Source organism: uncultured Clostridium sp., assembly GCF_934754915.1.
Taxonomy (GTDB): Bacteria; Bacillota; Clostridia; order Clostridiales; family Clostridiaceae; genus Clostridium.
The window spans coordinates 1-3938 of record NZ_CAKVKB010000221.1 but is presented as its reverse complement, the minus strand read 5'-3'; the positions used below and the strand labels follow the sequence as shown (position 1 = coordinate 3938).

Here is a 3938-nt window from a genome sequence, read left to right as displayed (position 1 = left end):
GAAGTTTTAAAGAAGGTCTCTGAGTGTATAAAAGTATCATGCAGAAAGTCAGATTTTATAGCACGATATGGAGGAGATAGTAGTTCATTATGTGATAAGATTAGATTAACTTATACATAGGGTGAAACTAATAACTTATAATAATATAAAAAAATGGAAGTTATGAACAAGATGAAGCAACAAGTACAGCAAATTTAGAGTTTGAAATAAAATAATGAAAGCTATCAGTCAGTAATATACTGTCTGATAGCTTTTGTGTTGTTATTATATGGTACAGTAATTTTATAGTTAGGAAACCTAAAAAACAACTGTGTTTACTTGTTTTGGGTGAAAAAATAAACAATCAATAGTAATATTGATGATATATGCATTAAGTATATTTATATAATTCTATTAAATGCACTTATTTAGAACAGATATGATCTTGAACATTCATTAGAGCTTCTCCAAATCTTTGAAAATGGACAACTTCTCTTTCTCTTAAGAATTTTAATATATCTTTTATATCCTGATCATCAGTTAATTGTATTAAATTTTCGTAAGTTGCTCGTGCTTTTTGTTCTGCTGCCATGTTTTCGTGTAAATCTGCTACTGGGTCTCCTTTGGCTTGAATATAAGTAGCAGTCCATGGATTACTTGTAGCATCAGTATAAAATAATGCTTTAGCATGATCTGCATAATGACCACCTAATCCTGCCTTTTCAATTTCTTCGATACTTGCATTTTCCATTAACTGATATACCATGGTTGCAATCATTTCGACATGTGCCAATTCTTCTGTTCCAATATCTGTTAATAATCCTTTTGTTTTTTCAGTAGGCATAGTATATCTTTGATTTAAATATCTTAAAGATGCACTTAATTCTCCATCTGGACCACCATATTGTGTTATAAGATATTTTGCCATTTTAAGATCTTTACATTTTAAATTTATTGGACGTTGTAATGTTTTAACATAAACCCACATAGATTAATCCTCCTTTTTTTCTCTTTCCCATGGCCAGCATCCTTTTACCCAAGCTTTTGGATTTTCATAAAAACTATGACCAAAATTACATAAAGGTCCATAATTTTTTTCATATTCAGCAATTAAATTGTCAAGCTTAGCTGAAACTCTACAATAATCTTCAGATGCATTTTTATCTTCTGGGAAATTATCAAGATAAAGATTAAGTTCTGTAGCACAGAATTGGTATATTCGTATACTATTTAACATATCATTTTTATTCATATTTTATATCACCTCTAGCATTTATTTCTTTTTTTTCATCATAAGGATTATATAAATCTTTAAATATTGTCCCTCTGCAAAATCCTTCTTTGCATGAAAATAGATTTTCGTATTTTTGAGGTAATATATATGCTCTTGCATATTTTTTGCATTTACATTCGTTATTCTCATGTCTGTACATAAAAGTTTCATCCTTTCAAAAACTGTTTACTTACTAAATAATTTATGAGAAAAATAAATAAATGTGACAAATTTTGTGATAAATAAAAATATTATATTACATTTAATTGGAGAATATATATAATATGAACTTGTTTGATTAGTTCATTCACAATAAGAACTAGAAAACATGTATATATCGTTTTTGAAAAATACCATTCTCTTTTTAAGAATACATTTACAAATATATGATTTTATAGTATTATATACATAAAATCAACAAGATATTATCTACAAGAAGATAAATTAACATAGCATAGAGATTTTGCAAATTAAACATAGAGGTGAAACATTTTGAAAACATATATAGATAAAAAAGAAGAAGAGTTTTTAAAAAATTATAATCCAAGTGAATTTGAAAGACCTAGCGTTACAAATGATGTTTTAATATTTACAACAGATGATATGGTTGAAGAAAATTCGCGTAAAGTTCCAAGAAAGGGCCTTCAAATTCTTCTTGTAAAGAGAAATGATTATCCTTTTAAAGACAAATGGGCAATACCAGGAGGTTTTGTAAGAATGGATGAAAGTCTTGAAGAAGGGGCAATAAGAAGGTTACGAGAGGAAACAGGAATTGATAATGTATATATTGAACAGCTCTATACATTTGGAGAAGTAAGCAGAGATCCAAGAACAAGAGTAATAAGTGTTGCTAATGTGGCTCTTATTGCAAAAGAAAATATAAATTATAAAAAAGCGGACGAAAATATGGAGACAAAATGGTTTTGGATAAAGAAAGAACTAATAAATTCATCTGTTGATGATAGATACATTATAAATAAATACAAATTAAACATGGTTTCAGAAGATGAAAAAGTGAGCATATCCTATGATATATGCGAAAAGACTGAAAAGACAATAACAAGAAGGACCGAAACTGACTATGTGGTTTCAGAAGATTCTAAGGATGAACTTGCTTTTGATCATGGAAAGATTATAGATTTTGCAGTTGAAAGAATAAGAAATAAAATAGAATATACACCAATTGCATTAAATCTTCTGCCAAGGCTTTTTACTGTTAAAGAACTTCAATTTGTGTATGAAGCAATTATGGGAAGAGAAATATTAAATTTTAGAAGGAAAATGGACGATATGATAATTGAAACAGATGAAAAAATAGAAGGAAAACCTTTCAGACCAGCAAAAGTATTTAAATTTAATGAAAATTTTGAACATAAATTTTAAATGTGGAGGAATAAATTATGAAAAAATTATTAGTTGTTATAGATTATCAAAAGGATTTTGTAGATGGAGCATTAGGATTTAAAAAAGCAGAAACATTAGAGGATGGAATATATAATAAAATCAAGAAATATTTAAATGAGGGAAATAAAGTTATTTTTACTTATGATACTCATTACACTAATTATCTTGAAACAAGGGAAGGAAAGAATCTTCCAGTACCACACTGTTATATAGGCACAGAGGGACATGAACTTTATGGAAAACTGAAGGAATTTAAAGAAAGTGATAATACATTTCATTATAATAAAGAATCTTTTGGAATTGCACCAAAGGATATGATAAAGCTAAGTAAAGAAATTGGAATGGATATTGATGAAATAGAATTTACAGGAGTTGTAAGTAATATGTGTGTTATAAGCAATGTTGTTACTTTTCAATCTCAATATATAAATGCACAAATTGTTGTAGATTCAAATCTTTGTGCAAGTTTTGATGACGAACTCCATGAAAAGGCTATGGATGTTATGAAATCATTACAAGTCAAAGTTATTTAATAAAATAAAGAAAAACTTATTAGAGAGTGTGAAGATTAGTGTATGAATATGATAAAGTTAAGGGCGGGTTATTTGGCTTACTAATTGGAGATGCACTAGGTGTTCCATATGAGTTTTATGAAAAAGAGTATATTCCATCTAAGAATTTAATTGAATTTGAACCACCATCAGGTTTTAAAAAGACATATGAGGATGTTAAGTCAGGAACCTGGTCTGATGATGGTGCTCAGGCTTTGTGTTTATTTGAAAGCCTTATAAAAAATAACAGACTTGATATGAATGATTTTTCAAATGAGTTAATTCAATGGTATGATCATGGAAAATGGGCTGTAGACAATTATGTTTTTGATGTGGGAATGCAAACAGAAAATGCACTTATTTTATGCAAAAAAGGAATATCACCTTTAAAAAGTGGTTTTGTAAATCCAGAAGGAAAAGGAAATGGATCTTTAATGAGAGTGCTGCCACTTGTTTTATGGCATAAAGGAAGTGATTATGAATTAGTATTAGATGCACATAAACAATCTTTAGTAACTCATGGACATATATGCAATCAAGTATGTTGTGCTTTTTATTGTGTTACAGGAAGAGAAATCCTTAAAGGCAGAGATTTTAATAAAGCTTATAGAAATGCAGTTATAAAGATGAGAAACCTTTACAAGGATATGAAAATATATGAAACTGAATTTGAATCAGTTATAAAGCCAGATGAAGAGATGAGTGGAAAGGGAACCGGATATGTTGTAGAT

The 3938-nt window shown here is 28.5% G+C and carries 6 protein-coding genes; 3 read left to right on the top strand and 3 right to left on the bottom strand.

Going from position 1 to position 3938, the window contains the following annotated elements; genetic code table 11:
- Positions 1-403: 403 nt before the first annotated feature.
- Genes Q0F58_RS17780 through Q0F58_RS17770 form a run of 3 tightly spaced genes read right to left on the bottom strand, consistent with a single transcriptional unit; the run spans position 404 to position 1412 of the window.
- The gene (locus Q0F58_RS17780) at positions 404-967 is read right to left on the bottom strand and encodes a manganese catalase family protein (RefSeq protein ID WP_294379194.1); all 564 of its coding nucleotides are present in this window, start codon (positions 965-967) and stop codon (positions 404-406) included.
- A 3-nt stretch (positions 968-970) separates the two neighbouring features.
- Positions 971-1231: a spore coat protein CotJB gene (locus Q0F58_RS17775; RefSeq protein ID WP_294379193.1), complete on the bottom strand. Its 261-nt coding sequence runs from the start codon at positions 1229-1231 to the stop codon at positions 971-973.
- Positions 1224-1412: a spore coat associated protein CotJA gene (locus tag Q0F58_RS17770; RefSeq protein ID WP_294379192.1), complete on the bottom strand. Its 189-nt coding sequence runs from the start codon at positions 1410-1412 to the stop codon at positions 1224-1226. Before Q0F58_RS17770 ends, Q0F58_RS17775 begins: the two co-directional genes overlap by 8 nt.
- 329 nt (positions 1413-1741) lie before the next feature.
- Between Q0F58_RS17770 and Q0F58_RS17765 the strand changes: the two genes are divergently transcribed.
- The 3 genes from Q0F58_RS17765 to Q0F58_RS17755 form a co-directional block, all read left to right on the top strand.
- Complete coding sequence (locus Q0F58_RS17765) at positions 1742-2635, top strand: NUDIX domain-containing protein (protein ID WP_294379195.1); 894 nt, start codon at positions 1742-1744, stop codon at positions 2633-2635.
- A 17-nt stretch (positions 2636-2652) separates the two neighbouring features.
- Positions 2653-3189, top strand: a complete 537-nt coding sequence (locus Q0F58_RS17760; protein WP_294379191.1) for a cysteine hydrolase family protein — start codon at positions 2653-2655, stop codon at positions 3187-3189.
- A gap of 38 nt (positions 3190-3227) precedes the next feature.
- A partial coding sequence (locus Q0F58_RS17755) for an ADP-ribosylglycohydrolase family protein (protein ID WP_294379190.1) occupies positions 3228-3938 on the top strand: 711 nt, incomplete at its 3' end.